This window comes from Sorangium sp. So ce887, assembly GCF_051521455.1.
Taxonomy (GTDB): Bacteria; Myxococcota_A; Polyangia; order Polyangiales; family Polyangiaceae; genus Sorangium.
In genome coordinates this window covers 620,538-639,493 of the sequence record NZ_CP150354.1, presented here as the reverse complement: position 1 = coordinate 639,493, position 18,956 = coordinate 620,538, and the positions used below count along the sequence as shown (strand labels likewise).

The 18,956-nt window shown below is 72.1% G+C and carries 11 protein-coding genes; 5 read left to right on the top strand and 6 right to left on the bottom strand.

The features are described 5' to 3' along the window. Window positions 1-10: 10 nt before the first annotated feature. Window positions 11-1,051: an OmpA family protein gene (locus WMF36_RS02520; RefSeq protein ID WP_437577961.1), complete on the bottom strand. Its 1,041-nt coding sequence runs from the start codon at window positions 1,049-1,051 to the stop codon at window positions 11-13. 164 nt (window positions 1,052-1,215) lie between these two features. Here WMF36_RS02520 and WMF36_RS02515 point away from each other — a divergent pair, with 164 nt between their 5' ends. From WMF36_RS02515 to WMF36_RS02505, 3 genes are all read left to right on the top strand, one after another. Next, the gene (locus WMF36_RS02515) at window positions 1,216-2,148 is read left to right on the top strand and encodes a LysM peptidoglycan-binding domain-containing protein (protein WP_437577960.1); all 933 of its coding nucleotides are present in this window, start codon (window positions 1,216-1,218) and stop codon (window positions 2,146-2,148) included. Further along, window positions 2,145-3,383 (top strand): serine/threonine-protein kinase, encoded by a 1,239-nt coding sequence (locus WMF36_RS02510; RefSeq protein ID WP_437577959.1) that lies wholly within the window; start codon window positions 2,145-2,147, stop codon window positions 3,381-3,383. The genes WMF36_RS02515 and WMF36_RS02510 overlap by 4 nt, the downstream gene beginning before the upstream one ends. A 62-nt stretch (window positions 3,384-3,445) precedes the next feature. After that, window positions 3,446-4,885 (top strand): choice-of-anchor D domain-containing protein, encoded by a 1,440-nt coding sequence (locus tag WMF36_RS02505; protein ID WP_437577958.1) that lies wholly within the window; start codon window positions 3,446-3,448, stop codon window positions 4,883-4,885. Window positions 4,886-4,946: 61 nt separating this feature from the next. On the opposite strand, the gene ftsH is transcribed toward WMF36_RS02505, so the two are convergent. Beyond that, a complete protein-coding gene (ftsH, locus tag WMF36_RS02500; RefSeq protein ID WP_437577956.1) occupies window positions 4,947-6,806 on the bottom strand; it encodes an ATP-dependent zinc metalloprotease FtsH in 1,860 nt (619 codons plus the stop codon). Window positions 6,807-7,069: 263 nt separating this feature from the next. Here ftsH and WMF36_RS02495 point away from each other — a divergent pair, with 263 nt between their 5' ends. Both WMF36_RS02495 and WMF36_RS02490 read left to right on the top strand, forming a co-directional pair. Continuing rightward, entirely contained in the window at window positions 7,070-8,014 is a 945-nt protein-coding gene (locus WMF36_RS02495) for a DUF58 domain-containing protein (RefSeq protein ID WP_437577955.1), read from the top strand. After that, a complete protein-coding gene (locus WMF36_RS02490; protein ID WP_437577954.1) occupies window positions 8,011-10,104 on the top strand; it encodes a VWA domain-containing protein in 2,094 nt (697 codons plus the stop codon). Before WMF36_RS02495 ends, WMF36_RS02490 begins: the two co-directional genes overlap by 4 nt. A gap of 106 nt (window positions 10,105-10,210) precedes the next feature. On the opposite strand, the gene panB is transcribed toward WMF36_RS02490, so the two are convergent. The 4 genes from panB to rpoC all read right to left on the bottom strand — a co-directional run bounded on the left by panB (window position 10,211) and on the right by rpoC (window position 18,901). Continuing rightward, complete coding sequence (gene panB / locus WMF36_RS02485) at window positions 10,211-11,158, bottom strand: 3-methyl-2-oxobutanoate hydroxymethyltransferase (protein ID WP_437577953.1); 948 nt, start codon at window positions 11,156-11,158, stop codon at window positions 10,211-10,213. A gap of 202 nt (window positions 11,159-11,360) precedes the next feature. Then, window positions 11,361-11,990 (bottom strand): GNAT family N-acetyltransferase, encoded by a 630-nt coding sequence (locus WMF36_RS02480; RefSeq protein ID WP_437577952.1) that lies wholly within the window; start codon window positions 11,988-11,990, stop codon window positions 11,361-11,363. A 23-nt stretch (window positions 11,991-12,013) separates the two neighbouring features. Continuing rightward, window positions 12,014-14,227, bottom strand: coding sequence for an HD domain-containing phosphohydrolase (locus tag WMF36_RS02475; RefSeq protein ID WP_437577951.1), 2,214 nt, complete (start codon window positions 14,225-14,227; stop codon window positions 12,014-12,016). A gap of 390 nt (window positions 14,228-14,617) precedes the next feature. Further along, entirely contained in the window at window positions 14,618-18,901 is a 4,284-nt protein-coding gene (gene rpoC, locus WMF36_RS02470) for a DNA-directed RNA polymerase subunit beta' (protein ID WP_437577950.1), read from the bottom strand. Window positions 18,902-18,956 lie beyond the last annotated feature (55 nt).

The following is an 18,956-nucleotide window of genomic DNA, read 5'->3' as shown; positions in this document are numbered from 1 at the left end:
TTCATGCCCATCACGGCGCCGCCACAGCCCCCTTCGCGCCGGCTGCCTTCCCCGTCTCGCCAGCCTGCCCAGGCTGCCCAGTCCCCCCAGTCTGTTCCGGTTCCGCCACCAAACCGATCTCGATCCGCCGGTTCTTCGCCCGCCCCGCCTCCGTGTCGTTCGGCCCGACCGGGCTGAACTCGCCATATCCGACGGCCGACAGGCTCCGTGACGACATCCCGCGCTCGACGAGCCGCTTGACCACCGCCGTCGCCCGAGCCGCCGAGAGATCCCAGCTCGACGAGAACCGCGCGCTCTTCATCCGCTTCCGGTCGTTGTCCGTGTGCGCGGCGACCTGAAATCGCCACTCCGGCATCGCCCGGAGCACCCCGGCGATCTCGTCGAGCACCGCTCGCCCTCCCGGCGTGAGCTCGGCCCTCGCGGCGCCGAAAAGCACGTCGCCCGGCACCTCGATCAGCAGCTGCCCGGCGCGCAGCCCGACGCGGACCTTGCCGGCGTCGACCTGCTCCTTGAGCTGCTCCATGACGTCGCGCATCCGCGCCGCCCGCGCCTCGGCCGCCGCCTGATGGCGGCGCAGCTCGTCGACCTTGGCCCGCGTCTCGGCGAGCTCTGCCGACAGGCTGCCGCGCTCGTTCGCGAGCTGACCCACGCTCTGCCCCGCGTTCCGGAGCCGCGCCGACAGCTCCTCGTTCATGGCGGCGAGCTCGTCCAGCCGCCGCACGAGCCCGGCCTCCGCCGTCGTCACCTCGGACAGCCTGAGATCGCGCGCCCGGAGGTCCTCCGCGAGGCGCGAGAGCTCGGCCTCGATCGCGGCGGCCTGCATCGACCGCTGCTCCGCCTCGGCGCGGGCGAGCTGGGCCTCGGCGCGCGCCTTCTCTCCCCCCTCGCGCTCTCTCTGGATCTCGGCGCGCGCCTGGTCGTACAGGTCCTGCCGGACAAGGCAGCCCGGCGTCGCCAGCCCGAGCAGACCGGCCGTGAGGAGCCGCGCCGCGGCGGGCGAGCGCCGCGACAGCCACGCCGGGATCTTGCCGGCCGTCGTCGTGGTTTTCATGCTTCGCGCGCACTCTGGCACGAAACCGTCGGCGCGCCGAAATCGCGGCGAACATCCCGCCAGCGCCGCCGAACGAGCCGTCCCACGGCGGACAAACCCCTGGTACCCTCCGCGGCGTGAGCTCTCGGCAAACTTGGTTTTCCGTGGGCGCCCTGGCCGCGACGATGCTCGCAGCCAGCGCCGCGGCGGCGTTCCCGCACGTCGTCCGCGAGGGCGAGACCCTCGCGCAGATCGCGGAGCGCACCTACGGGCGCGTGCAGATGGAGCAGGTGCTCGTCGCCGCGAACGCGCTCGACGCGGGCGCCGGCGTGCCGATCATGCCCGGCCTGCGGCTCGAGGTGCCCGCGCTCGGCCACCACCGCGTCACCGCCGGCGAGACCTGGGCGATCCTCGCGGAGCGGATGCTCGGCGCCGCCGACCGGAGCGACGTCCTCGCGCTCTCGAACGACACGATGCCCTGGATCGAGCCGAGCGACGGGCAGGAGATCATCGTCCCGTACAACCTGCGGTACGTCGTCGGCCAGAACGACACGCTGCTCACCATCGCCTATCGCTTCCTCGGCAAGCGGGACAAGGCGTGGATGCTCCACAAGTACAACCACTTCAAGAAGGACACGCTGCGCCGCGGCGCGGTGATCCTCGTGCCGCTCACGGATCTGCCGCTCACGACCCAGGGCAAGGCCGAGGCAGCGAACGCCGGCGCGCTGGTGCGCTCCGAGGGGGCTGGCCGCGCGCGCGAGGCCCAGCGCCGGGTCGACGCCGAGCTGCCGCAGCTCGCGAGCGACGTGCGGAGCGGCCGGTACATCGACGCGGTGGCGCGGGCGAGCCGCCTGCTCGGCTACGGCGAGCTCGCCCGGATGCAGATCGCCACGCTGCACCGGCACCTGCTGGAGGCCTACGTCGCGCTCGACGCCGCCGGGCTCGCCGAGACCGCCTGCGCCGCGTGGCGCGAGCACGATCCGACAGCCCGGCTCGACCCCATCGAGCTCAGCCCGAAGATCGTGAGCGCCTGCACCTCATCGACCGAGCTGCACCTCAGGCTGCCTCCGCCGGAGCCTGCCCCGCCGAACCCCGCGGACGCAGGTGGTGCGCGGTGACCTCGCAGCCCATCGCGCCCGAGCGCCTGCCTCCCGGGCACCGCGTCGCGTCGCAGTACACCGTGGAGTCGGTCGTCGGCGAGGGCGCATCCGGCGTCGTCTACCGCGCCGCCCGCGACGAGGACGGCCGGCGCGTCGCGCTCAAGGTGATCCACAGACACCTCTCCGGCACACCGCAGATCTTCAGGCGCTACCACCGGGAAGCCGCCATCCTGAAGCGCATCGAGGGCCCCCACGTCGTCCGGATGCTCGACTTCGTCGAGGAGGGTGGGCTCCTCGTGATCGCCCTCGAGCACATCGACGGCAGCTCGCTCGAGGAGCTCCTGCAGGAGCGCGCGCCGATCGAGGTCGACCGCGCGATCGAGATCGCCCTCCAGATCTGCTCCGCGCTGGAGACCGCGCACGCGGCGGGCGTGGTCCATCGCGATCTCAAGCCGGCGAACGTGCTCGTCGAGCGCCCGGGCGCGCCGCCTTCGGGCGGGCACGCCGGCGGCGCGCCGTCGCCGCTCGCGGGCCGCGTCCGCGTGGTCGATTTCGGGCTCGCGAAGGTGGTGCACGGCGAGCAGATGACGACCGGGCTCACCGAGCAGGACATGATCTTCGGGACGCCGGAGTACATGGCGCCGGAGCAGGTGCGCGGCGAGGACGTCGATCCGCGCTGCGACATCTATGCGCTCGGCTGCATCCTCTACGAGATGGTGGTCGGCGCCGTGCCGTTCAGCAAGCGGACGCCCATCGCCGTGATGACCGCGCAGATCGCCGAGCAGCCGCCGCCGCCGCGCTCTGGCAAGCGCGACGGGCTCATCTCGGCCGGGCTGGAGGCGGTCATCCTGAGGGCCCTCGCCAAGGACCCGGCCGAGCGGCACCGGAGCGCCCGGGCCTTCGCCGACGCCCTGCGCGCCTGCCGCGAACGGCGCGTCGTCGGCCACACGCCAGCGAACCTCGCGGACGCCATCTCGATCACCGAGCTGGAGCTCGAGCGGACCGGCCTGGACCACGCCGCGACGCCCCAGAACGACGCGTCCACCTCGGACGTCGGTCCCTCCGTTCCGCCCCGGGAGAGCGCGGAGGTCAGGGCGCTGCCCGCGGACCGATCCGCGATGGTCGAGGGCACGTCCGGCAACGGCGCGCTGGCGGCGGCGAGCCTCTCGCGCGAGCGGCTCCTCTGGACCGTGGTGGCCATTCTCTGTGCGGCCGCCGGAATCGTGGTCGGCACGCTGTTCGGGGCACGTTAGCGACGCCGTCATCGCGGAATGCGGCCATGGCGTGGAGCGCGCGGATCGTGGTAATCGTTATCATGCGCTCTCTGCTGCCCGGCGACGCTGCACTCACGGCCTCCCGCGCGGCTCGGCCCCGGCGCGCTCTCTCCTGCGCCGCCGCCGCGCTCACCCTCTTCGCCCCCGCGGCTGCGTCGGCCTACGACTCGCTCGCTGCACCGTGCGTCGACGACCCGTTCTATTGCGAGCGGGGGGCGGTCGCCTTCGAGCGCAGCGAGGCCATCCCGCTCGAGCTCGACTTCGAGACGGGCTGGGTCCCACCGGGCTCACCGTTGCAACTGAACCTCCGGGCCGCGGTCTATGCGAACACGAAGGTCTCGCTGAGCGGAGCGCTCGAGGCGTCGTGGCCAGAGGCGCTCGCGCTCACGGCCCCCGGCGACCAGGACGGAGGCACGTTCAGCTGCGATTACGGGCTCGACGTCAGCGCACAGGGGCGCATCAGCCTATCCGTCCTCGGCCAGGACTTCGACTGGACAGGCGAAATCCCCTATGTGCCCCAGCTCGATTTCCAGGTGCACGCCAGCGCGCCGTTCGACGCCTGGGGCTGGGAGCCGGGCATTGCGCTGGCGAGCTCGACCGAGCCGCAGCGGCTCGCGTCCGTCGCCCTCGGCGACCTCATCGGCGGGTCGATCCCCGGTATCGAGGGGAGGTTCGAGCTCGACGTCGCCATGGATGTCGCTGCGCGGTACGTGACCCACCGCGTGGCCATCGAGACGCTCGATCAGGCGACGGTGAGCGGAGGCGACATCACCTCGGAGCGCAGCGCCTCCTCCACGGAGTACCTGGGCGGCCCGTCGGTCGAGCTCAACGTCCGCCCGGAGGGCTCGGTGCGCTACGAGGGCACGCTCCACCTCATCCCCGCGTTCAGCGTCAGCCTGCTCGGCCGCGAGTGGTCGATCCCGATCGTCGACCTCCCGCTCGCCTTCCCGCTCACCGAGCGGGAATGGCGCTTCGAGAGCGAGCGCGTCCATGTCCCGCTCCCGGATCTCGCGCTGGACACGCAGGAGATCGACTTCGGCGCGGTGGAGGTCGGGCAGGCCAACGTGGAGATCGTCCAGCTGTCGAACGCAGGGGAGGCGCTGCTCGACGTCGCCGTGACGACCGACGATCCGGAGAGCTTCGAGCTCGCGCACACGGCGCTCGAGGTCGACCCGGAGACGGCGGTCGACTTCGCGATCCGCTTCGCGCCGAAGGCGAGCGGCGCGTTCGCGGCGACCGTCCTCGTCGAGTCGAACGACCCGAGCGATCCGGTGCAGGAGATCACGGTGAGGGGGATCGGCGTCGCAGCGCCGGACGACGGGCCGGACAGCGGTGAGCCCACGGATCAGGACGGCGGCTGCGCCTGCCGCGCGGCCGGAAGCGCGCCGCGCGGGGGCGCGGGCGGCGGGGCGTGGGCGGCCGCCGGGCTGTCGCTCGCCGCGCTCGCGGGCGGCCTCAGGCGCCGGCGCCGCGCGACCTGAGCCTCGTGCCCGGAACCGTGCGGCCCTGGCCGCGCGCCCCGGCGCCGCGCGGCCCCGAGCTTCAGGCCGCGCTCGGCGACCCCACGGAGATCTTCCGGCGCGCCGACACGGCCGCGATCTGCTCCAGCTCCTCGCCGCGCAGGGTCTCCTTGAGCACGAGCGCCTCCGCGGCCGCCTCGAGGCCCTCGCGGCGATCGACGAGCAGCTGCTTGGCCTTCAGATACATCTCGCCGAGCCGCTCCCTCACCTCCTCGTCGACCTCGCGCGCGGTCTCCTCGCTGCACATGCGCTCCTCCTGGATCACGCCGAGCATCGGCGCGCCGACGGGGCGCGAGAGCGCGGGCAGCCCGAGGCGCCGGCTCATTCCGAGGCGGGTCACCATCTCGCGGACGAGCGCCGTGGCCCGCCCGAGATCGTCGTGCGCGCCGCTCGAGACCTGGCCGAGCGCGATCTCCTCCGCCGCCCTGCCGCCGAGCATCACCGTGACGCGCGACTCGATCTCCTGCTCGGTGACCAGCTGGCGCTCGTCGCGGGGTACCTGGATCGTGACGCCGAGCGCGCCGATCGTGCGCGCCACGATGGACACCCGCTCCACCGGATCGGCGGACGGCAGCGCGAGCGCGACGAGCGCGTGCCCGGCCTCGTGGTACGCCACGCGCCGCCGCTCCTCCGCGGTCATGATCTGCCCGCGGCGCCGGAGCCCGAGCTGCGACCGATCGAGCGCTTCGTCGAAGTCGGCCTGGCCGATCTCCCGGGCGCCGCGCCGCGCCCCGGCGAGCGCCGCCTCGTTGACGATCTTGGCGAGGTCGGCCCCGACCATGCCCGGCGTGCGGCGCGCCACGAGCCCGAGGTCGACGTCCTTCGCGAGCGGCACCCGCCGCGCGTGCACGGCGAGGATCGCCTCGCGGCCGCGCAGATCGGGCCGATCCACGATGACCTGGCGGTCGAAGCGCCCGGGCCGCATGAGGGCCGGATCGAGCACCTCGGGCCGGTTGGTGGCGGCCATCAGGATCACGGTGGTGCGCGCGTCGAAGCCGTCGAGCTCGGCGAGGAGCTGGTGGAGCGTCTGCTCGCGCTCGTCGTGGGTCGAGAGGGCGCTGAGGCCGCCCCGGGTCCTGCCCACGGCGTCGATCTCGTCGAGGAACACGATGCTGGGCGCGCTCTTGCGCGCCTCCTCGAAGAGCTCGCGCACGCGCGCGGCCCCGAGCCCCACGAACATCTCGACGAACTCGCTCGCGTTCAGCGAGAAGAACGGCACGTTCGCCTCGCCTGCCACGGCGCGCGCGAGCAGCGTCTTGCCGGTGCCGGGCGGCCCGACGAGCAGGAGGCCGCGCGGGATCCGCCCGCCCAGCGAGCGGTACCGCGACGGCTCCTTGAGGAAGTCGACCACCTCGACGAGCTCGTCCTTGGCCTCGTCGACCCCCGCGACGTCGGAGAAGCGCACCGGATCCTGCCTGGACCGATCGTAGATCTTCGCCCTGCTGCGCAGGAACCCGAGCGGCCCGCCGGCCCCCTGCCCCGCCCGGCGCAGCATCATGAAGAACACCGCGTTGATGAGCAGGAGCGGCAAGAGCCAGATCGCCACCTGCGTCCACGCCGCGGACCGGGCGCTCTTCGCCTCGATGCGGACCTGCTGCTCGAGCAGCGCCCGCACGATCGGCTCGTCCTCGACGCCGGGCAGCCGCGTCACGCGGACGCGCTCCTCGGGCCGCTGCCCGCCGCCGCGGCGGACGAGCTCGATCTCGTCGGGCTTCACGACCGCCGCGGCGACCTCCCCGCGCCGCACCTCGGCGACCGCCTCGTCGTAGGGCACGAGCGGGGACCCCGGCGGCTTGACGATCCCGGAAAAGACCAGGACCGCGGCGGCGATCAGCAGGTACCCGAGCCACGTGCGCGACGCCGGCCTTTTCTCGTCAGCCATCCCATGGAGCTGATGTGTGGCGGACGTCGCCTCGGCAAGCCCCGGGCTCCGGAAGAACCGGAAATCACACGATAAAGCCGCGCGAGGGAGGGAGCCCAGGAGCCTGGCCGGGAGCCGCCCGGCCGCGGTTCTACAGCCCGGGACCGCGCGTCTACCGCTCGATCACCACTCGATCACCGATCGATTCCGCGGCTCCACCGCGCTCGTGCTGCCCGGTTGGCGCGGGGTGATCGCCCCGTGGATCCAGGCTAAGAAGCGCCCCTGTGCCGCTCGCTTCCGACCGCGCCTCGCTCGCCACGTTCCCCATCGACTGGGGCGGGCTCGCCCCGCTCCGGCTCAAGTCGCGCGCCGTCGCCGAGGGCGTCTACGCGGGGATGCACCGGAGCATCCGCAAGGGCGCCGGCGTCGAGTTCGGCGGGCAGCGGCCCTACGTGCCCGGCGACGATCTCCGCTTCTTCGATCGCCGCGCCCTGCTCCGCCACGATCGCCTCATGGTGCGCGAGTTCGAGACCGAGACCGATCGCGCCCTCTGGCTGTGCGTCGACGCGACCGCCTCGATGTCCTACCGAGGCCGGCGCGCGCCCGGCGCCAAGCTCGCCTACGCGGCGCTGATCGCCGCGGCCATGGCCCGCGTCGCGCTCGCCACCGGCGACCCGGTGGGGCTCGCGTGGCTCGGCGGCGCCGGCACCCACGGCCTGCCCGCCATGGCGGGGCGCGAGGCGTTCGAGCGGATCGTGGGCGCCCTCGAGGCCACCTCCGCGGCCCAGGACTGGAGCGGCGACGCGGGCGCCATCGAGCGCGCCCTCGCGCCCATCGCGAAGAAGGCCCGCCGCGGCGCCGTCGTCCTGCTCATCTCGGATCTACTCGATCTTGCTCACGAATCCGGCACGGACCGCGCGCTCTCCGCGTTCACGGCGCTCAGCACGGGCGGCCGCACGCTGATCGCCCTCCAGGTCCTCGATCCGAGCGAGGCGGAGCTCGACTTCGAGGGCAACGTGCGCCTCCGCGCGCTCGAGGGCGGCGCCGTCATCGAGGCCGACGCGGGCGCGGTCCGGGCGCAGTACAAGGCGCGCCTCGCCGCCCTGACCGAGGTCTGGTCGCGCGCGCTCGCGTCGCGCGGCGGCCGCCTGCTGCGCGCGACGAGCGCCGATCCCCCGACCGACGTCGTCCGCTCCCTGGTGCAGGCGATCGCCGAGGTGCGGCGATGAGCTTCGTCACGCTGGGCGCGCTGCTCGTCGCGCTGCTCGTCGGCGCGCCGGTCGCCGCGCACCTCCTGCGCCGTCGCCGCGCCGAGGAGCGGCCGTTCCCGCCCGCGCGCCTGGTCCCGCCCACGCCGCCGACGGCGCGGCGCCGGAGCCTCCTCGAGGACCGCGCCCTCTTCGCCACCCGGGCCGTCTCGGTGCTCGCGCTCGCGGTGCTCGGCGCCACGCCGCTCCTGCGCTGCTCGCACCTGGCGCTCAGCCGCAGGGCCGGCGCGTCCGTCGCGCTCGCCATCGTCGTCGACGACTCGCTCAGCATGCGCGCGCGCCCGGGCGCCGGCGGCGTGGAGCGCGCCGGCCCCGCGCGGTTCGAGCGCGCGCTCACGGCCGCGCGCGAGCTCGCCGGCGGGCTCGCGCCCGGCGACGCCGCGGCGCTCGTCCTCGCGGGCGCCCCGGCCCGGGTCGCCCTCGCGTCGACGACCAACCTCACCGCCCTCACCGAGGCGCTCGCCGCGGTGACGCCGTCGGACCGCGCCACCGACCTCGACGGCGCCCTCGACCTCGCGCGCGATCTGCTCCGGGGGCTGCCCCAGAGCGACAAGCGCATCGTGCTCCTCAGCGACCTCGCGGACGGCGCGCCAGGCGCCCCGCCCATCTCGGGCACCCCCGACATCGCCACGTGGGTGCCGCTCGAGGAGCTCGAGGCGGCGGGAGAGGACTGCGGGATCGTGCGCGCGGATCGATCCAGTCAGAAGGCGCGCATCCGCGTCGTCTGCACCGCCGCGTCGACCGCCGCGCCCGGGCCCGACCCCGCCGCCGCGGAGCGCGACGGCGGCGCGGCGGCGCCGGCCGCCTCCGCCGCGGGCGCCTCCGCCGCCGCGGGGCGATCCCTCGAGGTGCGCGCCGGCGACGCGGTGCTCGGCAAGGTCGCGCTCGATCCGGCGCTGCGCGCCGAGGAGCTCACGATCGATCTGCCCTCCGGGGCGCCCGAGCTCCTGCTCGCCGTGCTCACCGGCGGCGACGCGATCGCCGAGGACGACCGCGCGCCGATCATCTCCGCCGGCGGCCCGCTCTCGATCGCGGTCGTGGTCGACCCCGCGACCACGCACGTCGAGACGGGCGGCCCGCCGCCGCTCGAGCAGGCGCTCTCTGCGCTGGATCTCGACGCGCAGATCAGGCCGCTGCCCTCGGTCCCGGAGCACGCGGACGAGCTGGCCGCGCACGCGGGGCTCATCGTCGACGACGCGCCCGGCTTCACGCCGGAGGTGCGCCGCTCGCTCGCCGCGTGGGTCGAGCGCGGCGGCGTCGCGCTCCTGACGCTCGGCCAGCGCGCCGCCGCCGCGCCGCTCGGCGCCGGGTTCGAGCCGCTGGTGCCCGGCGTCGTCCGCTGGTCGGCGTCCCCGGTGCCCGGGTTGGATCCCGCCACGGCGGGCTGGCTCGGACCGTCCGCGGCTGGCCTCGCCGACGTCGCCCCGCGCGGCCGGGCCACGCTGGGCGCGGAGGCCTCGGAGGGCGCCGAGGTGCTCGCCCGGTGGACCGACGGCGCCCCATTCCTCGTGCGCCGCCCGCTCGGGCGCGGCGTCGTGCTGTTCATGACGCTGCCGCTCAGCACGGAGGAGAGCGACGTCGCGCTGCGGCCGGCGTTCCTCTCGCTGCTCGACGGGTTCGTCGGCGCCGCGCGCGCCCGCGGCGGCGCGCGACGCCTCGCCGCGGGCGAGACGTGGACCTTCGACGGCTATCACGACGTCAAGGTCGAGCGCGTGCGGGTCGACCGCGGCCAGGGCCCCACGGGGCGTGAGGCGCTCCCCGTCGTGGAGGTCGATCGGCGGCTGCGCGTCTCGCCCCCGCTCGCCGGGCGCTACGAGCTCACCCTGGACGGCGAGCGCTCGACGCGCGTCGTGTCGGTGCCGGAGCGCGAGATCGACCTTCGCCCCCGGCGCGTCGCCGAGAGCGCCCGCGCGGCGGAGCTGGGCGGCATGTCGGCATCCATCGACGGATCGCCCTACGTGGCGCTGCTGCTGCTCGCGCTGCTCGCGGCCGAGCTCCTGCTGCGCGCCCTCGGAGGCCGGCGGGAGCCGGCCGAAGCCCAGGCGAGCTGAGGCCGGCGGGAGCCGGCCGAGGCCCGGGTGAGCTGAGGCCGGCGGCCACCTTCAGCGCAGCCTGGCAGCGGGGCGGCCGGCGTCCGCCAGGCCCCACCGCCACGGCTCAGTGCGTCTGCCAGTGCGCCGGGATCTCGTCCGCCGGCGCGAACTCGGGCTTGGCCGGCGAGGCGGGCACGGCGGCCGCCCGGCGAGGCCCGTTCGGCTTGAAGCTGTGCTCCGCGGCCGGGAACGTGCGCGACTGCACCTCGTCCACGTAGGCGCGCGTCGCCTCCACGATCTGGTCGCCGACCTCGGCGAAGCGCTTCGCGAACTTCGGCGTCAGCTCGCGGAACATCCCGAGCAGGTCGTAGCAGACGAGCACCTGCCCATCGCAGCCGGCCCCGGCGCCGATGCCGATCGTCGGCACGGAGACCGCCTCCGTCACCTCCTGCGCGAGGTCCGGCGGGATGGCCTCGAGCACGATGGCGTAGGCGCCCGCCTCCTCGAGGATGCGCGCGTCGGCGAGGAGACGCTCGGCCGCCTCGTCGCCCTTGCCCTGCACCTTGAAGCCGCCCATCGCGTGCACCGACTGCGGCGTGAGCCCGAGGTGACCCATCACCGGGATGCCCGCGGCGACGATCCGGCGCACGTGCTCCGCGATCTCGGCGCCCCCCTCGAGCTTGATGCTCTCGAAGCTGCCCTCCTTCATCATCCGCCCGGCGTTCTCGAGCGCGTGCATCGGAGAGAGCTGGAAGCTCATGAACGGCATGTCGCCCACGACGTGGGCGCGCCGCGCGCCGCGCGTCACCGCGCGCCCGTGATAACAGATCTCCTCGACCGTGACGGGGAGGGTGGTCGGGTGCCCTTGCACGACCATCCCGAGCGAGTCGCCGACGAGCAGCAGATCGGCGCCGCCCTCGTCGAGCAGCCGCGCCATCGTGAAGTCGTAGGCCGTCACCATCGCGATCGGCGAGACCCCTTTGCGGGCGCGGATCTCGGGGACCATGACCTTCGTCGAGCGCTGCGCTGGTCTGCGCGCGCTGCCGCCACCATTGCCTTGCGGACCGTACATGTGCCTCCAGGTCGCGGCCGTACCTGCGGTCCACGCCTCCGGAAAGGCTAGAGCCGCGCCCGCTACAGGGCAAGACGCGGCGCGCAGCGGCCGCGGCCGATCTCGTCACAATCACCAAGGATCGTGGAAAGTTACCGACGGAAGCAGCCGCGGCAGGTAGGGGGCCCAGGCGCCGCTCGGCGGTCGCTGCAGCGCCGATCGATCATCCGCGGCGCTGGCCGGCGCCGCCAGAAGGGAGCGCCGCGGCAGGCGCCCGCGATGCGCCCGGGGGCGCCGGCCTGGGGTTCGTCAGCGCGGTCAGGATGTGGTCGCGCCAGGCGCCGTCGATGAACAGGTAATCGCGGGCGTACCCCTCGACGACGAAGCCGAGGCGCCGGAGCAACCGACCGCTGCGCTCGTTGTGCGGCAGGTAATTCGCCATCACCCGGTGGAAGCCGAGCGTGCCGAACATGTACGCGATCGTCGCCTCGAGCGCCTCGAACATCACGCCCGAGCCCACGACGCGCTGGTCGAGCGAGTAGCCGAGGGTCGCGGCCTGGAAGACGCCGCGAACGAACTGGGTGAAGTTGCAGACCCCGATCACCTCGCCCGCGGGAGCGCCGCGCCACTGCAGCGCGAGCCGGAGCGCCCGGTCCGCGACGAAATCGTCGCGATCGCGAAGGAGGCGCTCGCGCCAGAACGCCTCGGTGTAGAAGCCCTCGGGTCGCGGCGGATCCCACCGGGCCAGGTGCTCGCGATTGCGCTCGAAATAGGCGAGGTAGCGGCCGGCGAAGTCGAGGGGCGGGATGAGGAGGCGCAGCCGCGGGGTCTCGATGCAGACGGAGCTCTTCAACCCGGCCTCCCCGCGCGCCGCTCCTACGACAGGGTCCCTTCATCGAGGCGGCGCATCCCCTCGAGGAGCAGGGCCTCCGGCGAGGCGGTGATGCTGCGGGTGCTGGGCGAGAAGCTCGGGTCGAGGCGGAAGTCGCCCTCGCGGAGCGTGAGCATCCTGTAGAACGCGTCCTCGCCCAGCGCGCCGGCCCAGAGCGCGTGGACGACCTGCCCGTCGGCGAAGTGAATCTCGCCGGCCATGGAGTTCGCCTGGATCTTGAGCGCGCACGTCTTCCGGCCGTGCCAGAGGATCTGGATCATGTCCGGCAGGCCCATCTCGGCGAGCGAGCCGGACACGCCGCGGGGGACGGCGGTCGCGGAGCGTCGCTCGATGAGCTGGCGGAGCTTGGCGGCCATGACGTCGGTCGACGCCGGCTTCGAGACGAAGTCGTCGACGCCGAGATCGAAGGCGCGCTGGGCGGTCTGCCGGTCGGTCTTCGCGGTGAGGATGACCCACGTCTTGTCGCGGCCGAAGCCGAGCTTCAGCGCGTCGGCGCGGAGCACGAGGCCGGCGTCGGGCTCCTCGAGGTCGATCTCGCTGACGACCACCTCGATGTCCTTCGTCTCGAGCTCGCGGCGCGCCTGCGCCACGTTGCGCGCGATCGAGACCTCGAACCCCTGCTCGAGGAGCCGCAGCTCGAGCACCGTCGTCTCCTCGGGATCCGGGTCGACGATGAGCGCCTGATGCCGGTCGGCGAGGAGCTTCGCGCGCATGTCGTCGCCGGTCATGACCTGGCGGAAGAGATCGACGATGTTCGGATCGAAGATGGTGCCGCGGTACTGGGCGAGCACGTCGCAGGCCTCGGGCGGGCGGAGCGCCTTGCGGTAGGGGTTGCGCGGGTTCTGGGTGAGGTCGGCGTAGGTGTCCGCGACCGCGAGGATGCGCGCGCCGAGCGGGATCTCCTTGCCTGACAGGCCGTCGGGGAAGCCGCTGCCGTCGTAGCGCTCGTACATCAGGTTGATCGCCGAGACGACGTCCTGCGGCAGGCCCACCGACTCCATGAGGTGGGCCGGGAGGTCGACGCTCTTCGTCGCGGCGAGCCGGTGCCCCTCGTACTCGGCGACGTTGAGCGCGGTGAGGTGGTACGGGCCGTTCTTGCCGAGGTCGTGCAGGTAGGCCGAGGCCACGTAGCTCGCGACCGTCGTCGGCGGCAGGCCGATGCGCTCGCAGAGCTTGCGGACGATGCGCGCGACCGTGGAGGAGTGACCCCGGAGGTCCTGCCGCGCGTTCTCTAGCAGGCTCACGAGGACGTTCAGCGTCTCGACGTACGCGTGGCTCGTGGTCGGGTGCGGCGGCGGCGGCGCCGCTGCCACCGCGACCGGCACGGAGATCGGGGCGACCTGCGGCGGAGCGGGGGGCGAGGGCGGCACGGGCGTGGGCGGGGGCCCGGCCTGGGCCACGCGCGGCGGCGCGGAGGGCGCCCGCATCACCGCGGGAGCCTGCGGCGCCGTGACGAGCGCCGCAGGCATAGGCGCGAGCTGCGGCGTCGCGTGCGCCGGCTGCCCGTGCATCGTCGTCTGCCCGTGCATCGTCGTCTGCCCGTGCATCGGCTGCGAATGCGCGGCCGGCGCGTGCACCGGCTGGCCGTGCATCGGCTGCGAATGCGCGGCCGGCACGTGCGTCATCGACGCGCGCTCGTGCGTCATCGACGTGCGCTCGAACGGGTTATTGTTGTTGTTGTAGAGGATCTCGTCGAACGAGCTGACCGGCCGCAGCAGCGAATTGAAGGCGGTCGTGTCGCCCCGGTAATGGAAGGCGATGGCCGCGCGCACTGCCGCCGGCCTGGCGACGATGGCGCGTACGTCCCGCACGCCCGCGGCCAGCCGGATCTCGTGCAGCGCGACGTCGTTGTCGGGATCTGCAGTCGCGACCGAGAGCGTCGTGTTCCGCTCGTCGAGCAGGACCGGGAAGACGCCGTGCAACGTCGCGGTGATCGCCGAGACCTTGGCGAGCACGCGGGGCTCGATGATCGCCTTCGAGAGCTTCTCGGTCGAGACGAAGCGGGTGTTGTGGACGGTCGCGATGAACTTCAGGAGCTCGGCCTCGTTGACGATATCGAGCTCGATGATGGCGTCCTCGATGCGGCCGCGGGTACGCATCGCGTACTCCACCGCACGACGATGGTCGTCCGGGGTGATGCGCCCCTCAAGGACGAGGCGATCGGCAATCCGCTGGTTCAATCCGTGAACGGAAGCCATCGAAACCTGATTCTACTCGGAAATTGGAGGTGGGCGCGCCCAAGAACCCTCGCGGAACGAAAGCACGCGGGGAAAGCTGGCCAGCCGCTCGCGGCGTGTGCAGCCATGGGGTGCGCTCGATGGATGAGAGCAGAGCTCGGCTCGGTGCGCGAGCCCCGTGAGCACCCCGGCCAACGCCGGTTGGCTCCCGAGGCCCCGCTCGACCCGATGCGCTGCTACGTGTGGAGGTGAAGGCTGACCCCGGGTAGGCGCGCACGCCACGTCGGCGCTGCTCGCCAGGCCGGCAAGCTCAGGGCTGAAAGAGGAAGGCCGCCCCCGAATTGGTATCCAGGGGACGGACGGCGCGCCCGGAGGCGGGGGTCGACCCCGCCCTGGACGCGCCGGTGGCCGTTACTCCTCGTTCACCGCCGTGAGCGTCTCCTCGGGACGCGGCCGCGGGGCGACGTACGGCGCCTGCACCACCGGCTCGCCCTCGACCACGACCTGGAGACGCTTGTAGGCGGGCAGCCCCGTCCCGGCCGGGATCAGGCGGCCCATGATGACGTTCTCCTTGAGACCGCGGAGATCGTCCGTCTTGCCGTTGATCGCGGCCTCGGTGAGCACCTTGGTCGTCTCCTGGAACGACGAGGCGCTGATGAACGACTCGGTCGACAGGCTGGCCTTGGTGATGCCGAGGAGGAGCGCCTCGGCGATGGCGGGCTTGCCGCCGCGCTCGAGGACGGTCTCGTTCTCCTTCTCGAAGATGTGCTTCTCCACCTGCTCGTCGACCAGGAAGTTCGTATCGCCGACCTCGCGCACGCGGACCCGCCGGAGCATCTGCCGGACGATGACCTCGATGTGCTTGTCGTTGATGCCGACGCCCTGGAGCCGGTAGACCTGCTGGATCTCGTTCACGAGCCAGGCCGACAGCTCCTTCTCGCCCTTCACCCGGAGGATGTCGTGCGGGTTCGGCGGGCCGTCCTGGAGCGGGTCACCCGCGCGCACCCGGTCGCCCGGCTGCACCTGGATGTGCTTGCCCTTGGGGATCAGGTACTCGCGCGCCTGATCGCCGAGCGCATGCCCGTCCGGCGAGTACGGCGTGATGATGACCTTCCGCTTGCCCTTCGTGTCCTTGCCGAACGTGACCTCGCCGTCGATCTCGCTGATGATCGCGTGATCCTTGGGCTTTCTGGCCTCGAACAGCTCGGCGACGCGGGGCAGACCGCCGGTGATGTCCTGCACCTTCGTCGTGTCGCGCGGGATCTTCGCGATGACCTCGCCGGCCTCGATGAGATCCCCCTCCTGCGCGACGATGTGCGCGCCGACGGGGAGCAGGTAGCGCGCCTCGAGCTCGCTGTTCGGCAGCTTCAGCGTCCTGCCGGACTCGGGGTCCTTCAGCGAGATGCGCGGGCGGACGTCGGCCGCCTTCGACTCGATGACGACCTTTCGCGAGAGGCCCGTCACCTCGTCGAGGCGATCCTGCACGCTGACGCCCTCGATGAGGTCGCCGAACTTCACCACGCCGGAGACCTCGGTGAGGATCGGCGTCGCGAACTGGTCCCACTCGGCGAGCAGCTCGCCGGCCTTGGTGCGCTCGCCGTCGGGCTTCTTGAGGATGGCGCCGTAGACGAGGCGGTTGTGCTCGCGCTCGCGCCCCGTCTCGTCGACGACCACGATCTCGCCGTGGCGGTTCATGATCACCATGGTGCCGTCCTTCTTCTTCTGGACGACCGCGCGGCGGAGGCGGACCGTGCCCTCGGTGCGGGCCTCGAGGTAGCTCGCCTCGATCTTGCCGCGCGCCGCGGTGCCGCCGATGTGGAAGGTGCGCATCGTGAGCTGCGTGCCCGGCTCGCCGATCGACTGGGCGGCGATGATGCCCACCGCCTCGCCGATGTTGACCCGGTAGCCGCGCGCGAGGTCGCGGCCGTAGCAGAGCGCGCACACCCCGCGGCGCAGCTGGCACGTGAGCACCGAGCGGATGACGACCTCCTCGATGCCGGCGTCCTCGATGGACCGCACCGCCTGCTCGTCGAGCTCGGTGTTCGCGGTGATGAGCACCTCGCCGGTGAGCGGGTCGACGACGTCCTCCAGCGCGACGCGGCCGAGGATGCGGTCGCCGAGCGGCTGGATGACCTCGCCGGCCTCCTCGAGCTTCGCCACGCGGATGCCGTCGAGCGTGCCGCAGTCGAACTCGGAGATGACCGCGTCCTGCGCCACGTCGACGAGCCGCCGGGTGAGGTAACCCGAGTTCGCCGTCTTGAGCGCGGTGTCGGCGAGGCCCTTGCGCGCGCCGTGCGTCGAGATGAAGTACTGGAGCACGCTGAGACCCTCGCGGAAGTTCGCGGTGATCGGCGTCTCGATGATCTCGCCGGACGGTTTGGCCATCAGGCCGCGCATCGCGGCCAGCTGCCGGATCTGCTGCGTGGAGCCGCGCGCGCCGGAGTCGGCCATGATGTAGATCGGGTTGAAGCTCGGCTCGATCGAGGACTTGCCCGTCTCGTGATCGACGATCGTCTCCTTGCCGATGCCGGCCATCATCTCGGTCGTGACCTGGTCGGCGATGCTCGCCCAGATATCGACGATCTTGTTGTACCGCTCGCCGTCGGTGATGAGCCCCTCCTGGTACTGCTCGACGACGCGCTCGACCTCCTTCTGGGCCTCGCCCAGGAGGACCTTCTTGGCCGCCGGGATCACCATGTGATCCATGCAGATCGAGATGCCCGCCCGCATCGCGTGGTCGAAGCCGAGCGTGCGGAGCCGGTCCGCGAGGAGGACGGTCTCCTTGTTGCGGTGGATGCGGTAGCAGACGTCGATGAGCGCCGAGAGCGCCTTCTTGTCGAGGGTCTTGTTCGCGTACTCGAACGCGACCCCCTTCGGGAGGACCTCGGAGATGATGACGCGGCCCACCGTGGTCTCGACGATGCGGCGCTTCACGTGGCCGAACTCGTCGAGCTGCGGGTTCCCGTCGTCGTCGATGATCGGCACCCGGACGCGGACGCCGGCGTGCAGCGCGACCTCGCCGTTGTCGTAGGCCATCCGCACCTCCTCGGGAGAGGCGTAGATGCCCCGCAGGTAGCCCTGCGCCACGCCGTCCTCGCCGAAGGAGAGGGTGTCCGCGCGGTACGACCCCTTCTCGAACTTGCGCTCGCGGGTCGCGTAGTAGAGCCCGAGCACGATGTCCTGAGTCGGGTTGATGATCGGCTTGCCGCTCGCGGGCGAGAGGATGTTGTTCGTGCTCATCATGAGCACGCGCGCCTCCATCTGCGCCTCGACCGACAGCGGCACGTGGACCGCCATCTGGTCGCCGTCGAAGTCGGCGTTGAACGCCGCGCAGACCAGCGGGTGCAGCTGGATCGCCTTGCCCTCGATGAGGACCGGCTCGAACGCCTGGATGCCGAGGCGGTGGAGCGTCGGGGCGCGGTTCAGGAGCACCGGGTGCTCGCTGATGACCTCCTCGAGGATGTCCCAGACCTCCGGGCGCTCCTTCTCCACCATCTTCTTCGCGCTCTTGATGGTGTTGACGTAGCCGCGCTCTTCCAGCTTGTTGTAGATGAACGGCTTGAAGAGCTCGAGCGCCATCTTCTTGGGCAGACCGCACTGGTGCAGGCGCAGCGTGGGGCCGACGACGATGACCGAGCGGCCCGAGTAGTCGACGCGCTTGCCGAGCAGGTTCTGACGGAACCGGCCCTGCTTGCCCTTCAGCATGTCGGAGAGCGACTTGAGCGGGCGCTTGTTCGGGCCGGTGATCGTCTTGCCGCGGCGGCCGTTGTCGAACAGGGCGTCGACCGCCTCCTGCAGCATCCGGCGCTCGTTCCGGATGATGATCTCCGGCGCGTTCAGCTCGAGGAGCCGCTTCAGGCGGTTGTTGCGGTTGATGACGCGGCGGTAGAGGTCGTTGAGATCGCTGGTCGCGAAGCGGCCGCCGTCCAGGGGCACGAGCGGGCGCAGATCCGGCGGAAGCACCGGGATCACGGTCAGCATCATCCACTCCGGCCGATTGCCGCTCTCGCGGAAGGCCTCGACGACCTTGAGCCGCTTCGCGAGCTTCTTCCGCTTGGCCTCGCTGGTCGCCGCGCGCATCTCGGTCCTGAGCAGCTCGGCCAGGCCGTGGACGTCGACCTGCTTGAGCATCTCGAGGACCGCCTCGCCGCCCATCCCGGCGCTGAACTTGTCGTCACCGTACTCGTCGAGCAGCTGCAGATAGCGCTCCTCGCTCAGGAGATCGCCCCTCATGAGGCCGGTCTCCTTCGGATCGATGACGATGTAGGCCTCGCAATAGAGCACCTTTTCCAGGTCCTTGAGCGTGATGTCGAGCATGTTGCCGATGCGCGACGGCAGGCTCTTCAGGAACCAGATGTGGGCGACCGGCGTGGCCAGCGAGATGTGCCCGAGCCGCTCGCGGCGGACCTTCGACTGGATGACCTCGACGCCGCACTTCTCGCACACGATGCCACGGTGCTTCATGCGCTTGTACTTGCCGCAATTGCACTCGTAGTCCTTCACCGGCCCGAAGATCTTGGCGCAGAACAGACCATCTCGCTCCGGCTTGAACGTCCGGTAGTTGATGGTCTCCGGCTTCTTCACCTCGCCGTGGGACCACTCGCGGATCTTCTCCGGGCTCGCGAGCGAGATGCGGATGGCGCTGAACGACAGCGGGTCTTTGGGCTTCTCGAAGAAGCTGAAGATGTCACGCATGGAGACCTCCGGAGACGGAAACGAAACCGATGAACCTGTCCGCGCCCACCGTGTC

What these genes read in the sequence shown, in the direction of transcription:
- WMF36_RS02520 (WP_437577961.1), bottom strand. Translation starts at nt 1,051, where the DNA reads ATGAAAACCACGACGACGGCCGGCAAGATCCCGGCGTGGCTGTCGCGG.
- WMF36_RS02515 (WP_437577960.1), top strand. Translation starts at nt 1,216, where the DNA reads ATGCTCGCAGCCAGCGCCGCGGCGGCGTTCCCGCACGTCGTCCGCGAG.
- WMF36_RS02505 (WP_437577958.1), top strand. Translation starts at nt 3,446, where the DNA reads ATGCGCTCTCTGCTGCCCGGCGACGCTGCACTCACGGCCTCCCGCGCG.
- ftsH (WP_437577956.1), bottom strand. Translation starts at nt 6,806, where the DNA reads ATGGCTGACGAGAAAAGGCCGGCGTCGCGCACGTGGCTCGGGTACCTG.
- WMF36_RS02490 (WP_437577954.1), top strand. Translation starts at nt 8,011, where the DNA reads ATGAGCTTCGTCACGCTGGGCGCGCTGCTCGTCGCGCTGCTCGTCGGC.
- panB (WP_437577953.1), bottom strand. Translation starts at nt 11,158, where the DNA reads ATGTACGGTCCGCAAGGCAATGGTGGCGGCAGCGCGCGCAGACCAGCG.
- WMF36_RS02475 (WP_437577951.1), bottom strand. Translation starts at nt 14,227, where the DNA reads ATGGCTTCCGTTCACGGATTGAACCAGCGGATTGCCGATCGCCTCGTC.
- rpoC (WP_437577950.1), bottom strand. Translation starts at nt 18,901, where the DNA reads ATGCGTGACATCTTCAGCTTCTTCGAGAAGCCCAAAGACCCGCTGTCG.